At 73.1% G+C, this 24840-nt stretch carries 20 protein-coding genes; 8 read left to right on the top strand and 12 right to left on the bottom strand.

Annotation, left to right across the window (positions count from 1 at the left end; translation table 11 throughout):
• Window positions 1-81: 81 nt before the first annotated feature.
• Window positions 82-1188 carry a M24 family metallopeptidase gene (locus F4562_RS04215; RefSeq protein ID WP_184545610.1) on the top strand — a complete coding sequence of 369 codons (1107 nt, stop codon included), beginning with the start codon at window positions 82-84 and terminating at the stop codon, window positions 1186-1188.
• A gap of 102 nt (window positions 1189-1290) precedes the next feature.
• On the opposite strand, the gene F4562_RS04210 is transcribed toward F4562_RS04215, so the two are convergent.
• Window positions 1291-1977 (bottom strand): hypothetical protein, encoded by a 687-nt coding sequence (locus tag F4562_RS04210; protein ID WP_184545400.1) that lies wholly within the window; start codon window positions 1975-1977, stop codon window positions 1291-1293.
• Between the two features lie 322 nt (window positions 1978-2299).
• On the opposite strand from F4562_RS04210, the gene F4562_RS04205 reads away from it, so the two are divergent.
• Window positions 2300-4213 carry an FUSC family protein gene (locus F4562_RS04205; RefSeq protein WP_184545398.1) on the top strand — a complete coding sequence of 638 codons (1914 nt, stop codon included), beginning with the start codon at window positions 2300-2302 and terminating at the stop codon, window positions 4211-4213.
• A 104-nt stretch (window positions 4214-4317) separates the two neighbouring features.
• Here F4562_RS04205 and F4562_RS04200 read toward each other — a convergent pair whose 3' ends face one another.
• Window positions 4318-5271 carry a pirin family protein gene (locus F4562_RS04200; RefSeq protein WP_184545396.1) on the bottom strand — a complete coding sequence of 318 codons (954 nt, stop codon included), beginning with the start codon at window positions 5269-5271 and terminating at the stop codon, window positions 4318-4320.
• 140 nt (window positions 5272-5411) lie between these two features.
• Between F4562_RS04200 and F4562_RS04195 the strand changes: the two genes are divergently transcribed.
• Together F4562_RS04195 and F4562_RS04190 are read left to right on the top strand one after the other, a co-directional pair.
• On the top strand, window positions 5412-7055 hold the full coding sequence (locus F4562_RS04195) for a sensor histidine kinase (protein ID WP_184545394.1): 1644 nt from the start codon (window positions 5412-5414) through the stop codon (window positions 7053-7055).
• A gap of 56 nt (window positions 7056-7111) precedes the next feature.
• Window positions 7112-7573: an Lrp/AsnC family transcriptional regulator gene (locus F4562_RS04190; RefSeq protein ID WP_184545392.1), complete on the top strand. Its 462-nt coding sequence runs from the start codon at window positions 7112-7114 to the stop codon at window positions 7571-7573.
• A gap of 170 nt (window positions 7574-7743) precedes the next feature.
• Here F4562_RS04190 and F4562_RS04185 read toward each other — a convergent pair whose 3' ends face one another.
• The 6 genes from F4562_RS04185 to F4562_RS04160 form a co-directional block, all read right to left on the bottom strand.
• On the bottom strand, window positions 7744-8715 hold the full coding sequence (locus F4562_RS04185) for an N-acetylglucosamine kinase (RefSeq protein ID WP_184545390.1): 972 nt from the start codon (window positions 8713-8715) through the stop codon (window positions 7744-7746).
• Window positions 8712-9971: a 6-phospho-beta-glucosidase gene (locus F4562_RS36210; RefSeq protein ID WP_184545388.1), complete on the bottom strand. Its 1260-nt coding sequence runs from the start codon at window positions 9969-9971 to the stop codon at window positions 8712-8714. Before F4562_RS36210 ends, F4562_RS04185 begins: the two co-directional genes overlap by 4 nt.
• Window positions 9968-10861 carry a carbohydrate ABC transporter permease gene (locus F4562_RS04175; protein ID WP_311734184.1) on the bottom strand — a complete coding sequence of 298 codons (894 nt, stop codon included), beginning with the start codon at window positions 10859-10861 and terminating at the stop codon, window positions 9968-9970. Before F4562_RS04175 ends, F4562_RS36210 begins: the two co-directional genes overlap by 4 nt.
• Window positions 10858-11805: a carbohydrate ABC transporter permease gene (locus F4562_RS04170; RefSeq protein WP_184545386.1), complete on the bottom strand. Its 948-nt coding sequence runs from the start codon at window positions 11803-11805 to the stop codon at window positions 10858-10860. The genes F4562_RS04175 and F4562_RS04170 overlap by 4 nt, the downstream gene beginning before the upstream one ends.
• A 6-nt stretch (window positions 11806-11811) precedes the next feature.
• Window positions 11812-13155: an ABC transporter substrate-binding protein gene (locus tag F4562_RS04165; RefSeq protein ID WP_184545384.1), complete on the bottom strand. Its 1344-nt coding sequence runs from the start codon at window positions 13153-13155 to the stop codon at window positions 11812-11814.
• A 259-nt stretch (window positions 13156-13414) separates the two neighbouring features.
• Window positions 13415-14611, bottom strand: coding sequence for an ROK family transcriptional regulator (locus F4562_RS04160; protein ID WP_184545382.1), 1197 nt, complete (start codon window positions 14609-14611; stop codon window positions 13415-13417).
• A 221-nt stretch (window positions 14612-14832) separates the two neighbouring features.
• On the opposite strand from F4562_RS04160, the gene F4562_RS04155 reads away from it, so the two are divergent.
• The 4 genes from F4562_RS04155 to F4562_RS04140 all read left to right on the top strand — a co-directional run bounded on the left by F4562_RS04155 (window position 14833) and on the right by F4562_RS04140 (window position 20878).
• Window positions 14833-17133, top strand: coding sequence for an ATP-binding domain-containing protein (locus F4562_RS04155; protein WP_184545606.1), 2301 nt, complete (start codon window positions 14833-14835; stop codon window positions 17131-17133).
• Between the two features lie 579 nt (window positions 17134-17712).
• Window positions 17713-19371 carry an apolipoprotein N-acyltransferase gene (gene lnt, locus F4562_RS04150; protein ID WP_184545380.1) on the top strand — a complete coding sequence of 553 codons (1659 nt, stop codon included), beginning with the start codon at window positions 17713-17715 and terminating at the stop codon, window positions 19369-19371.
• A 20-nt stretch (window positions 19372-19391) separates the two neighbouring features.
• Window positions 19392-20144, top strand: a complete 753-nt coding sequence (locus tag F4562_RS04145; protein ID WP_446459031.1) for a polyprenol monophosphomannose synthase — start codon at window positions 19392-19394, stop codon at window positions 20142-20144.
• 110 nt (window positions 20145-20254) lie between these two features.
• Window positions 20255-20878 (top strand): FxsA family protein, encoded by a 624-nt coding sequence (locus F4562_RS04140; RefSeq protein ID WP_184545376.1) that lies wholly within the window; start codon window positions 20255-20257, stop codon window positions 20876-20878.
• Window positions 20879-20902: 24 nt separating this feature from the next.
• On the opposite strand, the gene F4562_RS04135 is transcribed toward F4562_RS04140, so the two are convergent.
• From F4562_RS04135 to F4562_RS04120, 4 genes are all read right to left on the bottom strand, one after another.
• Window positions 20903-21346 (bottom strand): SRPBCC family protein, encoded by a 444-nt coding sequence (locus F4562_RS04135; RefSeq protein WP_311734182.1) that lies wholly within the window; start codon window positions 21344-21346, stop codon window positions 20903-20905.
• A 159-nt stretch (window positions 21347-21505) separates the two neighbouring features.
• Window positions 21506-22072: a snapalysin family zinc-dependent metalloprotease gene (locus tag F4562_RS04130; protein WP_184545374.1), complete on the bottom strand. Its 567-nt coding sequence runs from the start codon at window positions 22070-22072 to the stop codon at window positions 21506-21508.
• Between the two features lie 70 nt (window positions 22073-22142).
• Entirely contained in the window at window positions 22143-23264 is a 1122-nt protein-coding gene (locus F4562_RS04125; RefSeq protein ID WP_184545372.1) for a S1 family peptidase, read from the bottom strand.
• Between the two features lie 131 nt (window positions 23265-23395).
• Entirely contained in the window at window positions 23396-24682 is a 1287-nt protein-coding gene (locus F4562_RS04120; protein WP_184545370.1) for an aminoglycoside phosphotransferase family protein, read from the bottom strand.
• Window positions 24683-24840: the final 158 nt, after the last annotated feature.

Here is a 24840-nt window from a genome sequence, read left to right as displayed (position 1 = left end):
CGCCCGGTTTCCGGCACCGCCGCCGGTCCGGTGCCGGATGTGCCCGGTGTCCGTTCCGGTAGATTGATCCGTGTGACAACGGTGTCCTCTGATCTCTATCCCGTAACCCGTCTGGCCGCCGCCCGCGAGGCGACCGGTGCCGCCGGCCTCGACGCGCTGCTGCTCACGCCGGGCCCCGACCTGCGCTACGTGACCGGTTACGACGCGCTGCCGCTGGAGCGGCTCACCTGCCTGGTGCTTCCGGCCGAGGGTGAGGCGTTCATGATGGTGCCCCGCCTGGAGCTCCCCGCGGCCGAGCACTCCCCGGCGTCGCGGCTGGGGGTCGAGTTCGTCCCCTGGGACGAGACCGACGACCCCTACGCGCTCGTCGCCGCGCGCCTGGGGGCGACGCGCCGGGTCGGCCTGGCCGACCGCATGTGGGCGATGCAGTCGCTGCGTTTGCGTGACGCGCTCCCCGGCGCCGAGCAGATGCTGGCCGGCACGGTCCTGCGGGGGCTGCGGATGCGCAAGAGCCCGGCCGAGGTCGCCGCGCTGCGCGGGGCGGGTGCCGCCATCGACGCGGTTCACGCCCAGGTCCCGGAGTTCCTGCGGGCCGGCCGGACCGAGCGGGAGATCGGCAAGGACATCGCGGATGCGATCATCGCCGCCGGTCACGCGACCGTCGACTTCGTCATCGTCGGTTCCGGTCCCAACGGCGCCAGCCCGCACCACGACCTGTCGGACCGGGTGGTGCGCGAGGGCGAGCCGGTCGTGGTCGACATCGGCGGGCAGATGCCCGACGGCTACTGCTCCGACTCCACCCGGGTGTACGTCGTCGGCGAGCCGCCGGCCGAGTTCGTCAAGTACTACGACGTGCTCCAGCGTGCCCAGCAGGCCGCCTGCGACGCGGTGCGTCCCGGGGTGCCGTGCGAGGACATCGACGCCGCGGCGCGCGAGGTGATCGCCGCCGAGGGTTACGGCGAGTATTTCATCCACCGCACCGGCCACGGCATCGGCCTGGAGGTTCACGAGGAGCCCTACATCATCGAGGGCAACACCGAGCCGCTGGCGCCGGGCTTCGCCTTCTCCGTCGAGCCGGGCATCTACCTGCCCGGCACGCACGGCGCCCGCATCGAGGACATCGTGGTCTGCACCGAGGAGGGTGGCGAGCGCCTCAACCACCGTCCCCGCGAGCTCGTCGTCGTCTGAGGCGTCCGAGGCGCCTGAGGCGCGCTCGGGGCCGCCGTACCCGCGCGAGGTGTCCCCGCGACCGGGCCCGGAACGCCTCCGCGGTCCGGTGGCCCCCGTGCCTCACCCCATCGGCGGCAGCAGCAGGAAGGCCGTGGCGAGAGCCGCGCTGATCAGGGTGATCAGCGCGGTACGCGCGCGGGCCGGGCGGCTCGGGCGTAGCAGCAGCGGGAAGGCCACGCCCAGGACGAGGAGGGCGAGGAGGATCCACGGTCCGTCCGGGGATGGGGCCGGGGACGGGCCGGAGAGGTGCTGGAGGTGCTGGACGACGCGGCCGAACAGCAGGCCGCTGAGCAGCCCCACCGCCAGGTCGCCCCTGGTGCCCGGGCGGCGGCTCAGGTGGCCGGCCAGTCCGAAGGCGATGACCGTGACGCTGAGGGCGGTCCTCCAGCTCTCGCCGGCCTGGCCGAACAGGGCCTCGTCGTAGTCGACCGCCTGAGCGCTCAGGTGGCCCGCGGCCAGCCCGGCGGAGGTCGCCACGCCGATGAGCGACGCCCACCCGGCCTGTCTCTGGCCGCGTGTCATGACCAGCACCAGCAGGCCGTACGCGTAGGGGTCGTAGGCGGCGACGACGTGGGCGGGCAGCACGTCGCTCAGCGACTCACCGGTCAGGCCGAGGACCAGGCCCAGGGCCAGCCCCGCGGACAGCCGGCCGATGAGGAGGCGTTCCTGTCTCTCCCTGGCCCGGAAGTCGATCTGCCAGGGCGTCTCGTGCCGGCCGGTGTGCATGCCCGGATCGATGACCGTCATGTCGCCCCCTTACCGTTGCGGGAGTCCGCCCTGCCTGAAACGTGGTTCTCACATTGCTTTCCTGTTATGTGTAGATCACTATTAATTGAGAAGATAATCCGCTTTTTCGATGGGGATCTCCGGCGCATCGGCCGGGCCGATCGCGGCGGGCCCGGGCACGGCGCCACCCGTGGCGGACTCCGGCGGCGGGCGGCGGCCCTCACCGGCGGCATGGGGATAGGTCCGCCCGCCGGACGGGTAGGCAAGCAGGATGAACCGTGCAGCGAACGCCGCGGGGCCGGCGTGACCGGCCCGCCGGGACGCTGAGCGCGGCGGACGAGCGATGCCCCCGCTCTTCCAGCGGGCCGCCGGCCGGCTGAGCGACGCCGCTCCGGGCTGGCTGGTGGAGACGGTACGGCCGGTCCCGGCGCCGCTGCGCCGGTGGCCGATGCTCCGCATGGCCCTGGTGGTGACCGCTCCACTCCTCGTGGGGATGGCCGCCGGGCACCTCGTGCTCGGCCTGCTGCCGGCCATGGCGGCCATGGGCACCGCCCTGGCCGACCGGGGCGGCGCCTACCGGGTGCGGATCATCCGGATGGGGGCGACCGGCCTCGCCGGCACACTGGGATACCTCACCGGTTCCCTGGTCCGCGGGCACGGCTGGTGGGCGGTGCTCGTCGTGGTGGCCGTCTCCGTGCTGTCCGCGCTGATCAGCACGGGCGGGGCGGCGGGCTCGGTGGCCGGGCTCCAGTTGCTCGTGATGACCGTGGTCTCCGCCGGCGTCGCGCTGCCGGGACCGCCCGGTGTGGGTGCGCTGGCCTTCCTGGCGGGCGTGGCGTGGGCGATCGTGCCCGCGGTCGCCGACTGGCCGTTCCGTCCCCGGGCACCGGAGCAGGCCGCGGTGGCCGCGGTCTACCGGGCCCTCGGCCGGCTGTTCGCCGACCACGACGCCGACGCCCGGACCGCGTTCGGCACCGCGTTGCGCGACGGCTACGACACCGTGCTGGGCGCCCGCTCCACGGCGGCGGGTCTCGACCCGGAGCGCACCCGCCTGATCGCCCTGCTGAACCAGGCCTCGCTGATCCGCCACGCCCTGGTCTCGCTGCGCCATGAGGGACGCGAACCGCCCGCGGGACAGGCCGCCGAGGTGGAGGAGATGAGCGAGGCGCTCGCCGCGGGACGTGCCCCGCGGGAGCCCCGGTGCGAGGGCGGCTCACCCGCCGAGCACGCCCTGTGCTCGGCGATGCGGGGGGCCGCCGGGCTGGCGGCCGGTGGCGAGGTCAGGGCCGACCAGCTGCCGTACGAACCGCTCGGATACCGCGGGCGGTTCCGCGACATATGGGAGAAGATGTGGTACGGCCACCTCACCCGCGTCTACACGCTCCGCCTGGCGCTGTGCATGGGCGCCGCCGCCGCGGTCGGCGAGTTCGGCTGGTTCGAGCGGTCCTACTGGACGACCCTGACCGTGGCGCTGGTGATCAAGCCCGACTTCGGGTCGGTGTTCGCGCGGGCCGTGCAGCGCGCGCTCGGGACTCTGGTGGGCACGATCGTCGCCTCCGTGGTGCTGCTCCTGGTGCCCTACGGTCCGGCGCTCCTGGTCCCCGTCGCGGTGTTCGCGGCGCTCCTGCCGTACGGCATGCAGCGCAACTGGGGGCTGCTGGCCACCTTCCAGGCGCCGCTGGTCCTGCTGCTGGTGGACCTGCTGACCCGCGGCGGCCCGGAACTGGCGGTGATCCGCCTGGTCGACACGCTGGCCGGATGCGTGATCGTCCTCCTGCTGGGATACCTGCCGTGGCCGGGAAGCTGGACGGCCCCGGTCGGACCGCGGTTCGCCGACGCGGTCTCGGCGACCGCGGAGTACCTGCGGCACGCGTTCGACCCGGGCCAGACCGCCAGGGCACTGCTGCGCCGCAGGGCCTACGACGCCCTGGCCGACCTGCGGACGGTGTTCCAGCGGGCGATGACCGAGCCGCCCGCCGTCAGCCGGCGCATCACGACGTGGATGCCGGCGATGACCGCGCTGGAGCAGGTGGCCGACGCGACCGCCGCGACCGCCGTGCGGGTCCAGCGCGGCGCGCCGCACCCGTCGCCGGAGGCGATCCGGACGCTGGCGGACTCCCTGGACGGGATCGCCGCGGACGTCCGCGCGGGCAGGACGCCGAGGGAACTCGGGCCCACCGCCGACGAAGCCCTGGAGAAGGTCGACTCCGCGGTCCGGAGCCTGCGCGACACGGTGGCGGAGGACCGCTCCGGGTGAGCGGCCGGGCGGCCCGGGACGGGCGCCACGGGTGCCGGTCCGGGGGCGTGCCCGGGACTCGACCGGCGGTTCCACCGGCGGCCCGGTCCGGGCGGCGCGCGGCTCTACCGGCGGCGCGCCCGCGCCTTCAGCGGGGTCATCGGCAGTTCGGGCGCCGGCAGCGGCGGGTCGTCCGTGCCGGAGACCGTGCCGAACGCCGAACCCTCCATCCACTCCCGCCGGAAACGGACGATCTCCTCGTGGTCGCGGCCGACGAAGTTCCACCACATGACGATCTTCTCCTCGAACGGCTCGCCGCCCAGCAGCAGCAGCCGCCCCTCCCGCCCGGCCAGCAGGGAGAGCTCCGAGCGCCCGCGGCCCAGGTAGAGCAGCGGGCCGGGGCCGAGGTCGGTGCCGCCGACCCGCACGCCTCCGGACAGCACCAGCGCCGCGTACTCGAAGCCGGGCCGGAGCGGGAGCGTCGTCGCGGCGCCGGCGTCGAGGAGCACCTCGGCTCCGACCAGCGGGGTGTAGGTCGTCGCCGGCGAGGTGAGGCCGCCGAGCTCGCCCATGACGACGGTCACCCTGACGCCCGGCGAGACCAGCACGGGCAGCGAAGGGTGGTGCTCGAAGGCCGGGGCGGTCTCGCGGTGGGCGGCCGGCAGCGCCACCCAGAGCTGGACGCCGTGCAACTCGGCCGCCGCGGGGGAGTGCTCGGAGTGGGAGATACCGCGTCCGGCGGTCATCAGGTTGAGCTGCCCGGGCCTGACCAGCTGCTCGCTGCCGACGCTGTCGCGGTGCGTCACCTCCCCGGCCAGCAGCCAGCTGACGGTCTGCAGGCCGGTGTGCGGGTGCGGGGGGACCCGCATCGTCGCCCGTTCGGGGCCGTAGTGGTCGACGAAGCACCACGCGCCGACCATCCGGACGTCACGGTTGGGCAGGGTCCGGGTGACCTTCATCCCGCGGGTGCCGCCCAGGACCACGTCCCGGCCGGCCAGCAGCTCGTTCACCGGTTCCGACGCCGTGTCCGCCGGACCGCCGCACACGGCCTCCCGCGGATCCCTCTCCAGGTTGCTCATTCCGTGACTGTACGGTCCCGCGCCGACCGTCTGTATCGCCAGGCTTCCTGGGCTTTCCGGTATCTTTCGTCAGTCGCCGGATACCGCGGGCCCCAGCCGGACCGACATCGTGATCGACATCGTGTGAGACGAGAGAGCCGATGACCACCGACACCCCCTCAGCCGGGTCCTCACGGAGCCGATGGAGCGCGCAGACGTGGTTCGACGTCGTGCTGCTGGCCATGGCCGTCCTGCTCGGCCTGTCCGCGGTCATCGGCGCCACGGTCCTGCGCAGCGCCGCGGAGGCGTCCAACCGCCTCATCGACCGCATCTCGGTGGGCAGGATCCAGTCCGAGCGGATGCAGACGGCGCTGCTGAACCAGGAGACCGGGGTGCGCGGCTTCGTCCTCACCGGCAACGAGGCGTTCCTGCAGCCGTACACGGAGGGCCTGAGCGCCGAGCGGTCCGGGGCGGCGCAGATCAGGGAGGCGAACCCGCAGGCCGACCCGCTGCGGGAGCTGGCGGCCCTGGAGGGCGTCGCCGCGCAGTGGCGCACCCGGTACGCGGAACCGATGATCGCCTCCGTCCGGGCCTCGGGGGCGGAGTCCGTCGCCGAGACGCAGGTGGAGGAGAGCAAACGGGCCTTCGACGCGGTCAGGAAGGCCCTGGAGGAGCAGAACGCCGCCTGGGCCCGCGTCCGCCATGCGGCCCGCGCCGAGTTGGAGAGCGCGCGCACGGTGCGGGACATGACCTTCTCCGCCATCCTGGTCGCCTTCCTGGTGACCATCGTCACGATCGCGGTGCTGCTGAGGATCGCGGTGTTCCGCCCGCTGGCCCACCTGCGCGCGGCCTCGCGCCGCGTGACGCAGGGCGACTTCGAGCATCACGTCGACACCGGCGGCCCGGCCGACCTCGCCGAGCTGGCCGACGACATGGAGGCGATGCGCAGGCGCATCGTCAGCGAGCTGGAGGAGGCCCGCAGCTCGCGGCGGCAGATCGCCGCCCAGGCCGAGGAGCTCAAGCGCTCCAACGCCGAGCTGGAGCAGTTCGCCTACGTGGCCTCGCACGACCTGCAGGAGCCGCTGCGCAAGGTCGCCTCGTTCTGCCAGATGCTGCAGCAGCGCTACGCCGCCCAGCTCGACGAGCGGGCCAACACCTACATCGACTTCGCGGTCGACGGCGCCAAGCGCATGCAGGTGCTCATCAACGAGTTGCTCACCTTCTCCCGCGTCGGCCGGGTCAACCACGATCCCGTCGAGACGGACCTCAACGAGGCGGTCGGCCGGGCGCTGTCCAACCTCTCCGCGGTGGTGGAGGAGTCGCAGGCCGAGGTGGAGGTCGGTGACCTTCCCGTGGTCGTCGGCGACAGGACCCAGCTCGTGATGCTCTGGCAGAACCTGATCGGCAACTCGCTGAAGTTCCGCGTTCCCGGCCGGGCCCCCAGGGTCCGGGTCGAGGCCGAGCGCGGGGACGGGCAGTGGCGGATGACCGTCACCGACAACGGCATCGGCATCGCCGCCAACTTCGCGGACAAGATCTTCGTGATCTTCCAACGGTTGCACCAGCGTGACGCCTACGAGGGCACCGGGATCGGCCTGGCGCTCTGCCGGAAGATCGTGGAGCAGCACGGCGGCCGGATCTGGCTCGACACCGAGTACACCGAAGGTGCCCGCTTCGTCCTCACACTGCCCGTCGCTCCCTCCGCCGTGGAGGAGACGGAGCAGGCGGCGTCCTGCGGGAGCGGGACCGGGGAGGACCACGGTGCGCAGGGGCGGGCCCCCGCGGCCGCCGGCGCCACGCGGTGACCGGCGGGCGGTATGCGCGGCACGGGTGGTCCCCGGGTGCCGTTACCGTTGATCGGGTGGAGGAGATCGACCGCCGTATCGTCACGTTGCTGGCCCGGGATGGCAGGATGAGCTTCACCGATCTCGCCAGGGAGACCGGGCTGTCGGTGTCGGCGGTGCACCAGCGGGTGCGCAGGCTGGAGAAACGCGGGGTCCTGCGCGGGTACGCCGCGCTGGTCGACTACGACGCCGTCGGGCTGTCGCTCACCGCGTTCGTGTCGATCAAACCGATAGACCCCGCCGCCGCCGACGACGCCCCCGAGCGGCTGGCCCACCTCAGCGCCATCGAGGCGTGCCACAGCGTCGCCGGTGACGAGAGCTACATCCTCAAGGTCCGGGTGGCCTCGCCGCTCGCCCTGGAGGAGTTGCTCGGCCAGATCCGCACCGCGGCCAACGTCTCGACCCGGACCACGGTCGTGCTCAGCACGCCGTACGAGCACCGCCCGCCCGAGCCGGGCGGTCCCGCCGGGGGAGCGTGAGCATGTGACCGCTCACGCTCTGCGGCGACGGGGCCGGGGCTCCGGCAGGCCGACCTCGTAGCCGCAGGCCGCGAAACCGGCGGGGTCACGTCGCGGCGGGGTCCGGGCACGCGCCCGGACACCGCTCGTCCGGCCGTTCCGCGGCGTTCAGGTTCGCGGTCGCGGGCCGGTCACGCCAGGGCCAGGTAGTGGGCCCGCAGCCGTGCCAGGGACTCCTGGGGGGCTCCCAGGGCCTCCAGGCCGAGCAGGGCCGCGCCCATGACGGGCGGGGCGTCGGCGACGACCAGCTTGGCGTGCGGGACCCGCCCGGCGAACCGGCGCTCCAGCAGTCCGTCCAGCAGCGGGTCGCGGGCGGTGAGGACCCCGCCGCCGAGGACCACCTCCATCGGGGTGCCGAGCAGGTTCAGGCGGCGCAGCGCCACCTCCGCGAGCACCACGACCTCGTCGGCCAGCCGCTCCATGATCGCGCGCGCCACCGGGTCGCCTCCGGCGGCGACGGCCATCAGCACCGGCGCCAGCTCGTTCAGCCTGCCGTAGGACAGCTCGCCGAAGTGGATGCCGAGGGACACCTCCTCGACGGTCGCGGTGCCGAAGTGGTCGCGGACGGCGGGCGCCAGCGCGGTGGCCGGGCCGCGCCCGTCCTCGGCGCGGACGGCGTGCCAGAGCGCCTCCTCACCCAGCCCCGCCCCGCCGCCCCAGTCGCCGGTGATCCGGCCCAGGGCGGGGAACCTGGCGACCTCGCCGGTGGGGGAGACCCCCACCGCGTTGATGCCCGCCCCGCACACCACGGCCACCCCCGCGGGCCCGGACGCCCCGGCGCGCAGCAGCGCGAAGGTGTCGTTGCCGACGACCACGTCCGTGCCGTACCCGCGCGAGACGATCTCCGCGCGGATGGCCTCCTCCTCGACCGGCAGGTCCGCGCCGGCCACGTAGGCGGCCACCCGGTCCGCGTAGGGCGGCGCCGCCTGCGGGCCCAGCGCCGAGCGCACGGCCTCGGCGAGCACGTCGACCGCGGCCGTCACCCCCTCGGCCTGCGGCCGGAAGCCGCCGCCGCGCCCGGTGGCCACCACGGCGCCGTCCTCGGCGAGGAGGACGACGTCGGTCTTGCTGTTGCCGCCGTCGACGGCCAGGATCGTCCTCACGCGGTCGCCCAGGGTAGGTGCGTGCGGTTGGCCTCGACGAGCCGGCGGGCCAGGTCGTCGGAGAGCGACGCCTGTCCGACGAGCGGGTGCGCCAGCAGCGCGTCCGCGACGCGCCGCTCCCCGCCGTGCAGCGCCGCGTCCAGCGCCAGCGTCTCATACGCCGTGACGTGCGAGATCAGCCCGGCGAAGAGCGGCTGGACCTCCTCGACCGGCAGGGCCGCCGCGCCCGCCGCGCTGATCCTGGCCGGCACCTCGATGACCGCCTCGTCGGGCAGGAACGGCAGCGTGCCGTCGTTGCGCAGGTTGACCACCTGGGTGTCGCCGCGGTCGCCGAGCAGCGAGGCGATCAGCGCCACCGCGGCCTCGGAGTAGAAGGCTCCGCCGCGCTTGCCCAGCAACTCGGGCTTGGTGTCCACCGCCGGGTCGGCGTACATCTCCAGCAGGGTCGTCTCCATCGCGGCCACCTCGGCGGCCCGCGACGGCTTGGCCCGCTGCTCCTGCACCACGCGGTCGTGCTCGTAGAAGTAGCGCAGGTAGTAGGAGGGCACCACGCCCAGGTGACGGATCAGCTCCACCGGCAGGCCGACGTCGTCGGCGATCTCCTCGCCGTGCTCGGCCAGCAGCCGCGGCAGCACGTCCACGCCGTCCAGGCGGACCGCCCGCTCCCAGGTCAGGTGGTTGAGGCCCACATGGCCCAGGGAGATCCGCTCCGGGGTGACGCCCAGCGTGGCCGCGAAGCGGCGCTGGAAGCCGATGGCCACGTTGCACAGGCCGATGGCCCGGTGGCCGGCCTCCAGCAACGCCCTGGTGACGATGCCCACCGGGTTGGTGAAGTCGACGATCCAGGCGTCCGGCGCCTGGGCCCGGATCCGCTCGGCGATGTCGAGCACCACCGGGACCGTGCGCAGCGCCTTGGCGAGCCCGCCCGCGCCGGTCGTCTCCTGGCCGACGCAACCGCACTCCAGCGGTAGCGTCTCGTCCACGTCGCGGGCCGCCTGCCCGCCGACGCGCAGTTGCAGCAGCACCGCGGCGGCGCCCGCGGCGCCCTCCTCCACGGACGCGGTGGCCGTCACCCTGGCCGGGTGGCCGGCGCGGGCCAGCATCCGGCGTGCCATGCCGGCGATCAGCTCCAGCCGGCGGGCGTCCGGGTCGACCAGCGAGATCTCGGTCAGGGACAGCTCGTCGCGCAGCCGTGCGAATCCGTCGATCAGTTCCGGCGTGTACGTCGAGCCGCCCCCGATTACGGCGAGTTTCACCCTTTTACTCCTGTCAGCGTGACGCCCTCGATGAAGACCCTCTGGGCGAAGAAGAACACAATGATCACCGGGGCCATGACGAGGAGGGTCGCCGCCATGGTGAGGTTCCACTGCACGCTGTGCAGCGCCCGGAAGGACGCGATCCCGAGGGAGAGCGTCCAGTTGTTCTGCTCGGTCTGGGTGTACAGCAGCGGGCCGTAGTAGTCGTTCCAGCAGTAGAAGAACTGGAACAGGGCCACGGCCGCGATCGCCGGCCGGGCCATCGGCAGGATCACCTTGATCAGGGTCCAGAAGTCCGAGCAGCCGTCCACCCGCGCGGCCTCGGTGTACTCCCGGGGGATCGTGACCAGGAACTGCCGGAGCAGGAAGATCGAGAAGGCGTCGCCGAGCAGCATCGGCAGGATCAGCGGCCACAGCGAGTCGGTGAGCCCGAGCCGTGCCCAGATGAGGTAGACGGGGACGGCGACGACCTGCGGCGGCAGCATCATCATCGTGATGACCGCGAGGAAGGCCAGCCGGCGGCCGCGGAAGCGGAAGCGGGCCAGCGCGTAGGCCACCGGGATCGACGACAGCAGCATGAACGCGGTGCCGAGCCCGGCGTACATGAAGGTGTTGGCGAGCCAGGTCAGCAACGGCGACCGGGTGAACACCTCGACGAAGTTGCCCCAGTTCCAGGTGTCGGGCCACAGGTCGCCGGTGAGCGCCTGGTCGTCGGTCATGAGCGCGGTCAGCGCCACGAACACCAGCGGGCCCAGGAACATCACCGACAGCGCCACGGCGACGGCGTGGGTGGCGATCCAGTACAGGGTCCGGCGCACGCGCGGGCCGCGCGCTCCTGCGCGGGGCGGGGGCGCCGCGGTCGCGGCCGGCCGGGTTGCCAGGGTGGTCACCGGTCTCCTCCTTCGTCGTCGGTGAACGCGCGGAACCGGCGCAGCAGGATGAGCGTGAAGACCATGGACGCGGCGAACAGCAGCAGGGCCAGCACGCACGCGTAGCCCATGGTGTAGTCGCGGAAGCCCACATGGAACAGCCACTGGGGCAGCGTCAGCGTCGACAGCTCGGGGTAGCCGGGCACGAAGGTGCTGCCGGCCGAGTCGGTGGTCCCGGAGGCGACCCTGGAGGCGATCATCGCCTGGGTGAAGTACTGCAGGGCGTAGATGACGCCGGTGACGGCGGAGAACATCAGCACCGGCGCGATGGTCGGCAGTGTGATGCTGCGGAACTGCCGCCAGGCCCCCGCCCCGTCGATCGAGGCGGCCTCGTACAGGTGCTTGGGCACGTCCAGCAGCGCGGCCAGGAAGATCATCATGGTGTTGCCGATGCCCCACAGGCCCAGCAGGACCAGGCTCGGCTTGGACCAGTCGGCGTCGCCGAACCAGTCGGGCCCGGCGATCCCGAAGAACGCCAGGGTCTGGTTGACCGGCCCGGAGGGGTTCATCAGGAAGACGAAGGCGACCGTGCCGGCCGTCAGCGGGATCAGCGACGGCAGGTACAGGACGGTGCGGAAGAAGCCCGCGCCCGCCTTGACCCGGGTGAGCAGCTGCGCGATGCCCAGCGCGAAGATCACCTGGGCGGGGACCATGAAGACCACCATCCACAGCGTGTTCCTGATGGAGACCCAGGCCCGGTCGTCGGCGAAGAAGTAGCGGTAGTTGTCCAGGCCGACGAACTCCAGCGTGAACAGGTCGTAGCGGTGGAAGGAGAAGTAGACCGTGGCCACCAGCGGGTAGGCGAAGAAGACCGCGAACCCGACCAGCCAGGGCGACATCCAGAGGAGGGCTCGAAGGCCCTCGCGGCGCCGCCACCGGGACGGCGCCGCGTGGACGATGCTCATCGCGGATCAGCCCCCGGCGAGCTTCAGCTTGTCGTTGATGCGCCTGTCGACGTCGGCCAGCCCGGCGTCGAGGTCCGTGACGGAGCCCTTCTCCCACTTGACGAGGAACTCCTGCAGCGAGTCCTGGTTGAAGGCGCTGTTGACGGACGCCGGGACGGTGCTCGTCTTCGGGTGGGCGAAGATGTCGAGGAAGGTCTGGAAGTTGGCGTCCTTCTTCAGGTCCGGCGACTCCAGCGCGGCCTTGGTGGTGGGCACGTTGCGCAGCGCGTTGGAGAGCGTGACCAGCGCGGAGGTGTCGGTGGTGAGATACTTCACCAGCTCCCAGGCGGCCTGCGGGTTCTTGGCGCCCTTGGGCACGCCGATCACGGTGCCCGCGGTGAAGCCGCTGCCGTACAGCTCCGGCTTGGCGTCGGCGACCGGGAGCGGCGCGGTGCCGTAGTCGAGGTCCTTCGCCTCGTTGGCGATCATGGCGTTGCGCCATTCGCCGTCGAGGATCATCGCGACCTTGCCCTTGTAGAACGGGTGGTCGGCCGACCACTCCTGCCCCAGGCTCTTGCGGAACTTGTTGAGCTTGTCGTAGCCGTACCAGTCGACGAGCTCCTTCTGCCAGCGCAGCAGTTCCTTCCACGCCGGGTCGGTGCCGATGGCGGAGGTGCCGTCCGGCTTGTACCAGGTGGCGCCGGTCATCGGGGCGAAGTGCGAGGCGGAGTTCTCGTAGTACTCGAAGCTGGGGATGAACCCGGCGACCTCGATGTCGCCGTCGGCGTCGCGCACGGTGAGCTTCTTGGCCAGCTCGGTCAGTTCGCTCAGCGTCTTGGGCGGCGTGGTGCCCTTCATCAGCTTCTTGTTGTAGTAGAGCCCGTAGGCGTCGGCGAGCAGCGGCATCGCGCACCGCTTGCCCTGGAACTCGGTGTAGGAGCGGGCGACCTCCGGCAGTACCGACAGGTCGATGCCGTCCTGCTTGATGACCGCGGTGAGGTCCTGGAACGTTCCGCTGTTGCACCACTGGGCGACGTTGTCGGTGGTGAAGGAGGAGGCGACGTCCGGGGCCTTGCCGCCGCGCACGGCCTGGGTGATCTGCTCGTCCTGGACACCCTTGACCAGCTTGACGGTTATCTGGGGAAATTTCGTACGGAATCCAGCGACGGCATCCTCGAACGCCTTGACCTCGGCGGGGGAGGAGAACCCGTGCCACAGCTCGATGGTGCCGGCCGGGAGGGCGGCGGGCCCCGAACCGGAGGGCTTGGGCTGGGAGCCGAGCGCGGGGGCGCCCTGTGTGCCCGCAGTGCAGGCGGTCAGGGCCGTGGCCGTGGCGACGGCCAGGGCCATGCTGATGAAGCGTCGGTGCACGACGATGCCTCCTCGGAAGTGGGGGGACAGGAGGGGACGGGGGAATGACGCCGCCGGCGCGGACGCCGGGGCGGAGGGCGACGGGGTACGCCGCATGGACGTCGCGGAGACGTCAGGGGACGCCGGAGGCTCGCCCGGGCCGCAGGCGATCGGTGACGGGAGGGGGCGGCCCGGTCGCCGGGCGGTCGGCGGGGCCGGAACGCCGGCGAGGATCGGGGAGGCGGGACCGGCACCGGGGCGGGCCGGAGCCGGCGAGGGTTCAGGAGAGAACCGTGGAGCCGAAGACCTCCTCACGGGTGGTCGCGAGGGCCAGGTCGAGCGCCCCGGCGAGGACGGGGTTGCCCTCGACGGTCGACAGCAGCACCGGCGGACGGGGGATGGTCAGCGCGTGCAGCTCGTGCTCGACGAGCTCGCGCAGGGTGTCGCCGCCGGCCAGGAGCGTCCCCCCGGTCAGCACGATGATCCCGGGATCGACGACGGAGGTGATCGCGGCCAGCCCGACGGCCAGCCGGCCGGCCACGTCGCGCAGTCCGGCCCGCGCGTCGTCGGCGCGCCGTCCGGTGCCGGCCGCGGTCTCCACCGCGTTGCACACCGCCTGGACGGGAGTGGTGGCGCGCACCCCGTACGACCTGAGGATCTTCACGACCGCCGTGCCGCCGGTGAGCGCCTGGTAGCCGTGGTGCCCGTAGCGCCCGGCCTCCCTGGCCGTCGGCGCCCCCGGGGTGGGCATGTAACCGACCTCGCCGGCGCCTCCGGTGGCACCCCGGTGCAGCCGGCCGCCCAGCACCAGCGCCGAGCCGAGACCCTCGTCGGCCCAGAGCAGCACGAAGTCCCGGTGACCGCGGCCGACGCCGTGCGCCTGTTCCGCCTGGGCGACGAGGTTGACGTTGTTCTCGATCGCGATCCGCACGCCCAGGCCGTCGGCGAGCGTGCGGACCAGGTCCGGGATGTGCCAGCCGGGCATGTCCTTGGCGGTGGCGTAGCCCAGCCTGCCGGTGCGGGGGTCGAGCGCGGCCTGCACGCCGATGACCGCGTGCCGCAGCCCTGGAGGTGCCCCCGCGCCGTCCAGGGCCGCGCGCACCCTGCCCACCACGTCGCCGCTGGAGCGGCCTGGGGTGGGCAGCCGGTGTTCGCCGACCACCGCGCCGGTGATGTCGGCGACCCTGGCGTCGATGTGGGTGGGGGTGACGTCCAGCGCGGCCACGTACGCGGCGGCCGGGTTGAGCCGGTAGACCTCCGCGGTGCGGCCGGGCAGGCCCTCGCGGATGCCGTCCAGCACGACCAGCCCCGCTTCCTGCAGGCGGGCGAGCAGCTGGGAGGCCGTGGGCTTGGACAGGCCGGTCAGGGTGCCTATCTCCGGCCGGGTCAGCGGGCCGCGCTCCAGCAGCGCCTGCAGCGCGGCGCGATCGTTGATCGCGCGCAGCAGGCTCGGCGTGCCTGGTACGGGCTGGTTCAACAGGTCCTCCGCATACTTCTGACATCCGGCGATTCCAGCGAGTTAGGAAACTTTCCTAACTCACGATGAATGTAGGGAACCGGCTGGATGTACGTCAAGGGAGGAGTGCGGTGCCGCAATCAAGCTGTGATGGCCGGAGGCGCGAGAATCGTCTCGACGGACCTGCTAGGATGATGGCTTATTGTCACAACTAGCACAATGGTCCGGAGTGTCCCATTACTATCAACGATAATGGAGCGACGGCTACCCGTCAAATCGAGCTGGCCAGGGAACAGGAGTACGTCTCCGGTCTCTACGCCCGGCTCGACGTGCTGCGCGAACGCACCCAGCGCCAGCTGGACGGGGTGCTCGCGCAGGGCGGTAGCGGCGGCACGCACCAGAACCGCTCCGAGCGCGACACCTTCGCCGGGATGTACGCCGAGCGCCTGGGCCGCCTGTGGTCGGTGGAGAACGGCCTGTGCTTCGGCCGGCTTGACAACGCCGACGACACCTCTCTCTACATCGGCCGCATCGGCCTGGCCGATGACGACCAGCGGCGGTTGCTGATCGACTGGCGGGCCCCGGTGGCCCAGCCGTTCTACGGCGCCACCCCGGCCGCGCCGATGGGCGTCACCCGCCGCCGTCATCTGCAGACCAAGGGCCGCACGGTCATCGGCATCGACGACGACCTGCTCGACCTCGACGGCCTCTCCGAGGAGGACGTGGCCACCCTCAACGGCGAGGCCGCGCTGCTGGCCTCGCTCGCCGCCCGGCGGACCGGACGCATGCGCGACATCGTCGCCACCATCCAGGCCGAGCAGGACCGCATCATCCGCTCCGACCTGACCGGCATCCTGGTCGTGCAGGGCGGCCCCGGCACCGGCAAGACCGTGGTGGCGCTGCACCGGGCGGCCTACCTCCTCTACACCCACCGCGAGAAGCTGGCCCGCAGGGGGGTGCTCATCCTGGGGCCCAACCTGACCTTCCTGCGCTACATCGAGCAGGTGCTGCCCTCCCTGGGGGAGACCGACGTCCTGCTGTCGACGGTCGGGGAGCTGTACCCGGGGGTCGTCCCCCGGCGCCGGGAGCGTCCCGAGGTCGCCGCGGTCAAGGGAGACGCCCGGATGGCCCAGGTGGTGGCGCGGGCGGTGCAGGAGCACCAGAGGGTGCCGCGCGAACCGCTGGAGATCCGCCTCGACCGCTACACGCTCAAGCTGGAGGCGAGTGTCCTGGAGGCCGCGCGCAGCCGCGCGTCCCGCTCCCGCAGGACGCACAACGAGGCCCGCGCGGTCTTCGTCCGGCACCTGCTCAACGCGCTCGCCCGTCAGGCGGCCCGGCGCCTCGGCCGGGGCATGATCAGTGACGAGGAGCTGGCCGACCTCCGCGAGGAACTGCGTACCGAGCGGCCGGTCAAGGCCGCGCTGAACCGGCTGTGGCCCTACCTCACGCCGCAGCGGCTGCTGATCGGGCTGTTCACCTCCCCCGAGCGCCTCGCTCACGCCGCCGCGGCCTTCACCGAGGCCGAACGCGAGCTGATGCTGCGCGAGCCGCCCCGGCAGGGGGAGAACTGGTGGGCCGAGTCGGATGTGCCGCTGCTGGACGAGGCCGCCGAACTGCTCGGCGACATCGACCCGGCGGTGCTGCGGGCCGGGGCCTGGCTGATGGAGGAGGAGCAGGCGGCCGCGCGGGCCGCCGCGCTCGACGAACGGCACCACCAGCTCCAGTACGCCAAGGAGGTGCTGGAGCTGACCGGCCTGTCGGAGGTCATGGACGCCGAGAAGTTCGCCGCCCGCCACCTCACCGACGACGTCTACCTCACCACCGCCGAGCGGGCCGCCGCCGACCGCACCTGGGCCTTCGGCCACATCATCGTCGACGAGGCCCAGGAACTGTCGCCGATGGCCTGGCGGATGGTGATGCGCCGCTGCCCCACCCGGTCGATGACGATCGTCGGCGACCTCGCCCAGACCGGCTCGGCGGCCGGGGCCCGTTCCTGGGGGCGGGTGCTCGACCCGTACGCGGCCGGCCGCTGGCGGGAGGAGCACCTGAGCGTCAACTACCGCACCCCCGCCGAGCTGATGGCCGTGGCCGCCGACGTGCTCGCCCTGGTCGACCCCGGGATGAAGGCCCCCGCCTCGGTCCGGGAGACGGGCGTCCGCCCCTGGGCGGTCTCGCCCGTCTCCTCGCTCGGCGACGTCGTCAAGCGCGAGATCGTCGAGGACGGCCGGCTCGTGGTGATAGTCCCGGAGTCACGACGGGAGGAACTCGGCGAGATCGTGGTCCGCGCGGTCGACGGCGCGGTCGTCGGCCCGGGCGCCGCCGCCCTGGAGGCGCCGGCGGCGGTGCTGACCGTCGCGGAGGCCAAGGGGCTGGAGTTCGACGCGGTCGTCGTGGCCGAACCAGAGCTGATCATGGGCGAGTCGCCACGCGGAGCCAGCGATCTTTACGTGGCGCTGACCCGCGCGACCCAGCGTCTTGGCGTCGTGCACGACGGCCCACTGCCCGACGCTCTCTCTCGACTTGAGAGACATCCGATCACATGAGACCATTGACGGCTCTCGTCGATCATGTCCCAGCTGCGGAAACTTGGTGTCTCCGCTGCTGGTGACACGGTTGACATCTGCGCTGGGCTCGGTAGTTTGCTGCCCAGTCCAGCACGGGACTGGCCGGTAGGCCGCCTTCCGACAGCTCCGGTTCCTGCGCCGTGACGGGGGTCACCCCGTCCGTACAGCCAGGCGCAGGGCCGGCGATCCGTCGGGGCGGGGCACTCCTTCCGGGCGGGGGGTTGGACCCAGGAGGGGTCCGGGCACCCAGTAGACAACGGCAATCCGCGCTCGCCGCCGACGGGACGGAACCGGTCCGAAGGGTCGTCCGGGCCCTCTTCCCGCTCCCGTGCGAGCGCCGCAAGCGTCGGGGCGGCCGGAGGTCTCCGCGAGAACCTCCGGCCGCCCCGTTGCCGTCCGAGGCGGGTCCGCTCCGGCCTTCGCCATGGTTCCCCCGGGTTTTCGCGTCGTTTCCCCGGGCGGCGGGCCGGGCGGCTTTGGGCGGCGTGCCTGGCGAGCGGTACCGTTCGGGCTAGAAGACCGGCTCTCACCCGCCCGAGATCACAAGGAGCCCCGCCCGTGCTGCAGGACAAGACGGCCGTTCCGGCGCCGGAGGCGTCCGCGACGGGCGTGCCCGCCGGTGCCACGGGCCCGGCGCCATGGGTCCGGGCCGGCGGCGCGGTCGCGGGCGGCGTACTCATGTATCTCGCCTTCCCGCCGGTCGGACTGTGGTTCCTCGCCCCGCCCGGCGTGGCGCTCGCCCTGCTCGCGGTGGCCGGCACGCGACCGCGCAGGGCGGCGTGGCTGGGCCTGCTGACCGGGCTCGGCCTGCTCCTGCCCGGCCTGCACTGGGTGAGCCCGATCGGCACCGACGCCTGGCTGGGCCTGGTCGTCATCGAGAGTGCCTTCTACGCCGCCTGGGGAGCGGGAGTGGCCCTGGCGGCCCGGCTGCGTCTGTGGCCGTTGTGGGGCGCCGCGCTCTGGGTCGCGGCGGAGTGGGCACGCGGCCAGTTCCCCTTCGGCGGGTTCCCGTGGGTCCGGCTGGCCTTCAGCCAGGGCGAGTCGGCCTTCACCTCGTACGCGGCACTGGGCGGGGCGCCGCTGGTGAGCTTCGCGGTGGCCCTGTGCGGCGGCCTGCTCGCGCTGGTGGCGTCCCGGACGGTGCCGGGTCCCGGGCCGGGCCCCGGGCCGCACGCGGCCGTGCCCGTGCGCTCCGTGCGCTGGGGGAGGGCCGCCCTGCTGCCGCTGGCCGGGGCGCTGGCCGTGCCGGCCGCCGCCGTCGCGGTCCCCCGGTACGGCGACGAGGGCAGGAACGTGACCGTGGGGGTCATCCAGGGCAACGTTCCCGGGCGGGGCATGCACCCGCTGGGCGACGAGCCCGCGGTCGTCCTGCGCAACCACACCCGGATGCTCCACGAGATGGCGCGGGCCGTGCGGGCGGGCACGACGCCCCGTCCCGACATCGTCGTGCTGCCGGAGAACTCCACCGACATCGACCCGATGCGCGACGCCTTCGCCCGCTCCGAGATCGACGCGGCGGTCAAGGACATCGGGGTGCCCGTCCTGGTCGGCGCCGTGGTCGGCGTGGGGGAGAACAACCGCGCGACCCGCAGCCTGGTCTGGGACCCGGTCACCGGCCCCGGCGCGTACTACGACAAGCAGCAGCTCGTCCCCTTCGGGGAGTACACCCCGATGAAGGACGTCGTCCTGGCCCTGTTCGACCGGGCGGGCCTGGTGGGCAAGCAGTCGGTGCCGGGCACCCGCGACGGCGACCTGAGGCTGGGCCCGGTGACCGTCGGCGCGATCAACTGCTACGAGGTCGCCTTCGACGGCATCGTGGGCGCCACCGCCGCGACCGGGGCCAGCCCGCTGGTGGTGCAGACCAACAACGCCACCTACGCGCGGACGAACCTGCCGCCGCAGCAGCTCGCCATGTCGCAGTTGCGGGCGGTCGAGCACAACCGCGCGGTGGTTACCTCCGCGATCACGGGTATATCGGCATATGTAACTCCGGAAGGCTCGATAGCCTGGCGGACCGGCGAGCTCGTGCCCGCCATGAACGTCCTGACCGTTCCGGTCAGGACACAGCAGACCGTCGCCACGCGGGTGGGCGCCCTGCCCGAGTGGGCCCTGATACTTGTGGGGGCGGGCGCGGTGGCCGCCGCCCTGCGGCGCCGGACGGCCGGTATGGCGCGCACCGCGGAACGGGAGGGTGATCAGCAGGTGGGAGACGCGTGATGGAGCAGATGCTTGGTCGGGTGCTTGTCATCGTCCCGACGTACAACGAGCGCGAGAACCTCCCCGTGATCACCAGGCGGCTGCGCGAGGCGGTTCCTGAGGCCCACCTTCTCATCGCCGACGACGACAGCCCCGACGGCACCGGCAAGATCGCTGACGAGTTGGCGGCCGGCGACGACCACGTCCACGTGCTGCACCGGCCGGGGGGCAAGCAGGGCCTGGGCGCCGCCTACATAGCGGGCTTCCGCTGGGGCCTCGCGGAGGGGTACGGGGTCCTCGTCGAGATGGACGCCGACGGCTCCCACCCGCCCGAGACGCTGCCCAGGCTGCTGGACGCCCTGGCCCGCGGCGCCGACCTGGCGATCGGCTCCCGCTACGTCCCCGGTGGCGAGGTCGTCAACTGGCCCGCGTCACGGGAGTTCCTGTCGCGCGGCGCCAACGTCTTCACCCGGTTCATGCTCGGCCTGCCGGTCCGTGACGCCACGGCGGGCTTCCGCGCCTACCGCGCCGCCACCCTGGAGAAGGTCGGTCTGGACAACGTCCAGTCGCAGGGTTACTGCTTCCAGGTCGACCTGACCCTGCGCACGGTCCGCAGCGGGCTGCGCGTCAGGGAGGTGCCCATCACGTTCGTGGAACGCGCCGCAGGGGTCAGCAAGATGAGCCGCGGCGTCATGGTCGAGGCGTTCTGGCGGATCACCGCGTGGGGGGTCACCGGCCTGCCCGCGCGCCTGCGCCGGCGCCGCCTGCACCGCCGGATGAACCGTCGCCGCTGACCCGCGCGGGCGGCGGGCGGGCACGCCGTCCACGCTGAGCGAACACGGAACGCGTCGCCGCCCCGGCGCGTTGTCCCTGTCATACGGCTTTCGCGTGAGTTGAGGACGATATGCGCTTTGTGCTGTTCCTGACCTTCCTCGTGGTGCCGATCCTGGAGATATGGGTGCTCATCCAGGTCGGCGAGGTCATCGGCGGCTGGCCCACGGTCGCCCTGCTGCTCGCCGACAGTCTCCTGGGTGCCTGGATCGTGCGCCGCGAGGGCCGCAGGGCGTGGCGCAACCTGCAGGCCGCGCTGAGCGGCGGGCGGATGCCCGAGCGCGAGCTCGCCGACGCCGCCCTCATCGTCGCGGGCGGCACGCTGCTGCTCACCCCCGGGTTCCTCACCGATCTCCTCGGCTTCCTGTGCATCCTGCCGTTCACCCGCCCGGTGGCCCGCAGGCTCGGCGCCTGGTTCTTCGCCCAGCGGATGCGCACCCTCGCCCGCACCGCCGCGGGCCCCGGCGTCGGCTCACCGTTCGGCCCTCTCGGGTCCCCGTTCGGCCCGGCCGGGTCCCCCTTCGACGCGGCCGGCTCGCCCTTCGACGCGGCCGGCTCGCCCTTCGGCGCGGCAGGCGGGGGCGGGACTCCGGGATCCGGGCCGGTCATCCACGGCGAGGTCATCCGCGACGACCCGGCCACCCCGGACGCCCCCGATGACCGGGGCGGCTCCGCGCGGAGTCTCGGCGGACGCTGAGGCCCGGCTCGGTGGCCGCCTGAGTCAGTGGCCGCTGAGATCGCCCAGGCGGCGCAGCGAGAGCCGGAGCAGCGCCGCGGCGAGCGGTGCGAGCAGCCGCCATCCGAGCAGCCCCACCGGCCCGAGCGGTATCCGCAGGTCCTCCTCCCAGACGATCGTGCTGCCGCCGCCCTCGCGGGGCAGCACGCGGAAGGTCCCGGTGCCGCGTACCAGCCGCCCGGTGTGCCGCACCCCCACCCTCCGGGGCGGATCCCATTCGGTGATCTCCATGGTGTCCAGGAACCCGACCGGGCCCACTCCGGTGAACGCCGCCAGGCGGCTGCCGACGCCGCGGCCGTCCCCGGCGGTGACCCGCGCCCGGGTCAGGATCATCCACTCGTCGTGCCGGGGCCAGTCGGTCAGGACGGAGAACACCTGCTCGGGGCGGGCGTGGGCGTCCGCTGAGACGCTGATACGGGAGTGAGTCACGATCCGATCCTTCCCCCTGGCCCCGGGCCGACGCCTGGGGCGGGGAACGCTCCCGGGTGTGGAGGAGGGACGCGGCGGGGCGGGGAGCGGCGCCGACCCGGGAACGGCCGCAGGCCCGGCCGAGAGGATCGGCCGGGCCTGCGGGGCTTCCGCGGTTTTCTAGGACGCCGCCAGAGCCGGGACGTCGACGTAGGTCTCACCGAAGTCGATCGCCGGGGCGAACCCGGCGAAGTTCCTTTCGACCTCGGCCTTCTCCGCCGCGCTCGGGTAGGCGTTGGTGCAGCTCACCGGCGCGCTCGAACCGGACATCAGGTCCGTGCACCGGCCGGTGCGCCGGTCGGGCAGGCCCAGGATGTGACCGATCTCGTGGGTGGCGATCCGCAGGGGGTTGTACCCCTGCGAGGTGGCCTGCCGTCCCATCCATATGGTGCCGCGGCCCAGGCCGGTCGGCTGGGCACGAGGCCAGCCGTTGTCGGCGCGGACCACCATGTCGGCGGGGCTGCCGGCCACCAGACGGACGTTGGTGACGCTGGAGTTCCACAGCTGGGCCGCCTGGTCGACGACCGACCGGAACTCCGCCGCCCCGCTCGCGTTGTATCTGATCACTCGCACGGCCGCCGTCTGCTCGGCCTGCCCGCCGGTGGGCGCCGCCTGGGCGGGAGCGGCCGTCGCGAGGAAAGCCAGTCCCGCGACGAGGGCGACACCCAGGCGCATGGTCTTCATCATCTCTGTCGGCCTCCTCGGCCTGTCGGGGGGTGCCCCGGAAGGGGGGCGGGGTTCGACTGAGGAGGTGGGATCAGCCGGTGACGAGCGTGAGCCCGTACGTCGAGAGGATCTCGTTGACCGGCTGGTGATAGGTCGTTCCACCGACGCTGCAGTTGCCGGAGCCGCCCGAGGTCACACCCTGGGCCTGGCTGCCGGAGATGAACGACCCGCCGGAGTCACCCGGCTGAGCGCACGCGCTGGTGCGGGTGAGGCCGCTCACCGTGCCCTGCGGGTAGGTGACGCTGGCGTTGTGCTGCTGGATGGTGCCGCAGCGCCAGCCGGTGGTGGAGCCGGAGCGGCAGATGGAGGCGCCGACCGTGGCCTGGGTGGAGCCGCGGACGGTCACGTTGGCGCCGCCGGAGCCGCGCACGTAGGGAGTCGGGGTGTGGCCGGGGGTGGCGACCCAGGCGTAGTCGTTACCGGGGAACGACGAGCCCTGGAAGGTGCCGGACGGGCTGCTGGTGGTGGCGCCGGCCCTGCCGCAGTGCCCCGCGGTGACGAACCCGGGCGTGGTGCCCTTGCGCACCGAGAAGCCGATGCTGCAGCGGCTGGAGCCGATGTAGAAGGCGTTGCCGCCCACGATGTTGATGAAGGCGCGGGGCTCCTCGGCGGAGACGGCCACCCGCACCGCGTTCTTGTCGACGCCGGCCGCGGCGACGAGGGCCTCGCCCGCGGCCTGGTTCTTGGTGAGGACCGTGACGCTGTTGGTGGTGACGTCCACGTACCAGACGGACGCGCCGGCCTTGGCCTGCGCGGGAGCCTGGTCGAGGCGGTCCTTGAGGGCGTTGAGCTCGCCGAGGGTCCGGCCGACGACCACGGGCTGGGCGCCCTTGGCCCTGATGGCGTCCGCCGCGGCGGCGTCGGTGGTGGCGACGGAGAGCTGGGAGGCGTCGCCGTTGAGCCAGGCGCCCGCGAACTTCTCGCCGAGCGTCGTGGTCAGGGCCGACTCGGCCGAGGCGGCGCGCGCCTCGTTGGCCAGTCGCTGGATGGCCTGCTCGGCGGTGAGGCCGAGGTCGCGCTGGAGGGCCTCCAGCATCGCGGGTGAGGGCTGGGGATTGGCGGGAGCGGACTCGGCGCCGGCGGGGGCCACCATGGCGGCCAGGTAGAGAGCCACGGTGGTGGCGCCGGCCAGGAAGGTACCTCGACGTAACATACACACTCCTTGTGAGGGGTGCTGTCAAGGTATTGGCCGAACGGCAGCGAAGGGATCTCTCAAAAAATCCCTATCGCGATGTTATGGGGTCACGGCGGCCGGGCCCGGCGGCCGCCCCCGTACCGGCCGGTTCAGTGCGGGCCGGCGGTCGCGGCCAGGGCGGCGCGGACGGCGTGGGCCGGATCGCCCTCGTGGTAGCGACGCTCGTCGGCCTCGATGTTGTCCAGGAACTCCTGGTAGCGGATCGCGGAGGCCAGGTGCCGCAGCGGCTCGGCGAGGGTCAGCGCGCGCGCCGGGTCGCACCCCGGAACCCGGGTGCTCCAGCTCTCGCACCAGACGGCGGCGGCCCGCTCCCAGCGGTCGGCGGGGAGGTAGTCGCGCGGTCGCAGCCCGTCGACGGCGGGATGGCCGTAATGGGCGTCGGCGAGGTCCAGCACGACGGTGCGGCGCCCGTCGGAGCGCCAGTTGCCGGGGTGGAAGTCGCCGTGCGTCAGTGTGTACGGCAGGCCGCACTCCTCCAGTGAGGCGACGAGCGACGGGAGCCGGTCGGCCATCCCGCGGGCCAGGGACAGCTCCTCGGCCGAGAGGTCCCGGCCCGTCTCGCCGTCGAGCAGTTCGTGCGCCAGGGCGGCCAGGACGGGCGGGGTGCGGTCGGGCAGCCCATCCGGCTTCCCGCCCGCCCAGCGCCGGGCGACGGCGGCCTGGGCCGCCGTGAGGCGGCTCACCGCCTCGCGCACGACCTCGTCCGGGGCGTCCCAGCAGTCGTCGCCGGGCACGTGCTCCAGCAGGACCCGCCGGTTCCGCGGGTCGGCCGCGACGACCGCGGGAACCAGGTCCGGGTCCTCCGCGGCCAGAATCCCGGCCACATGCGCCTCGTCGACGGCGAACTCCGGGGTGATCTTCATCCAGACCGGGCCCGGACCCGTCGGGACACGGAACAGAGCCGCGAGGTTCCAGGTCTTCACCTGGCGCACCGGCCCCGTGGCGGGCCGCCCGGCCGCCCGCAGTGCGTCGTCGGCCCACGCCAGGGCCTCCCGGACGCCTTCGGCCGTGGCCCACGCGGCCCGGTGCGCCGCAGGCTCCCGCAGCGCGGCCACCACGCTCCCCGCAGTCCCTCCGTCCCCGTCCAGGCTCCCGTCCCCGGCGGGCCGGAGGGCACCGGGGAGCGGCTCCGGGCGGCGTAGGGCCTCGACGTGGTAGGTGGTGTGGCCCCCGCGGGGCCCGCCGTGCCCGCCGCCCCGGACGTCCACCAGGCGGAGCACCGCCACCGGCACGCGCAGCACCTCCTCCAGGTGCGCCACGACGGGTCCGGCCTCGGGCCACCACGGGACGTCCACCGGGAACGGGCCGACCGTCCCCAGAAATTCGGTCCCCATGGTCACCAGGGCGCTCACCGTGCGATCCGCCGTCTCGTTCATCCGGTCAGTGTGCCGGGCTCGGGGCCGCCGCTGCCACGGGTTTACCGGCCCCCGCGCCGGCCTCGGGAGCCCGTCCGCCCGGTCCGTGCCGGGCCTCGCGACGGGGCGGGCCCCTCTCCTCGCCGGGTGGCGGACCGGCCAGAAGAAGCACCTGGTGT

Source organism: Streptosporangium becharense (assembly GCF_014204985.1).
In the GTDB taxonomy this organism is placed as follows: Bacteria; Actinomycetota; Actinomycetes; order Streptosporangiales; family Streptosporangiaceae; genus Streptosporangium; species Streptosporangium becharense.
The sequence above is the reverse complement of the archived record's forward strand: the minus strand, read 5'-3'. Positions and strand labels throughout refer to the sequence as shown.